The following is a 525-nucleotide window of genomic DNA, read 5'->3' as shown; positions in this document are numbered from 1 at the left end:
CTAGTAACTATTGTCACTAGAGGGGGTGATTGCTTGTTTATGCTGTCTCTTTCTTGGATTCTTTTTCCGCTTTGGCTTCTGCTTGTTCTTCGCTCTGCTTATTAGCCAGTTCAAGTTGAATAGTGCTAATTACTTTTTTCAGTCTTTCTATTTCTTCGTAGTGAGGGAATTGCTCGTTGATCTCTACTTCTGCTGACGTTTGTTCTAACTGACAGCGTGAGATTTCATCTTCCACGGTTGATTGTAGCTCTGTAAGTTGTTTGATTTTCTTCATTACAGCGTTGTCAATCGCTCGTCCTCCTGCGTTACAGTTCGGAATATTCAATGTGTAGGTGTTAGCCCCTTTAAGTGAATATCGATTGTAATACTCAGACTTACTCAGTGTTAGCGTGAAGTCGCCATAGTTCGCAAGTGTGGTTACTTCTAGATCGCGTCTGTGTCTGTAAATTGAAATAATGTCATTAAGTGCTTTTCCTGCACTCTCTGGTGACTGCCCTTGCATGGTAATGATTGGGTCAGCTATGA

At 41.3% G+C, this 525-nt stretch carries 1 protein-coding gene; it reads right to left on the bottom strand.

What is annotated here, in order from left to right; all coding sequences use genetic code 11:
• Positions 1 to 37: 37 nt before the first annotated feature.
• The coding region (locus AB4585_RS22295; RefSeq protein WP_372170992.1) for a hypothetical protein at positions 38 to 525 on the bottom strand (488 nt) is incomplete at its 5' end.

Source organism: Vibrio sp. 10N.222.49.C9 (assembly GCF_041474985.1).
Taxonomy (GTDB): Bacteria; Pseudomonadota; Gammaproteobacteria; order Enterobacterales; family Vibrionaceae; genus Vibrio; species Vibrio crassostreae_C.
Note: the sequence above shows the minus strand (reverse complement) of the source record. Positions and strands in the feature narration are given on the sequence as shown.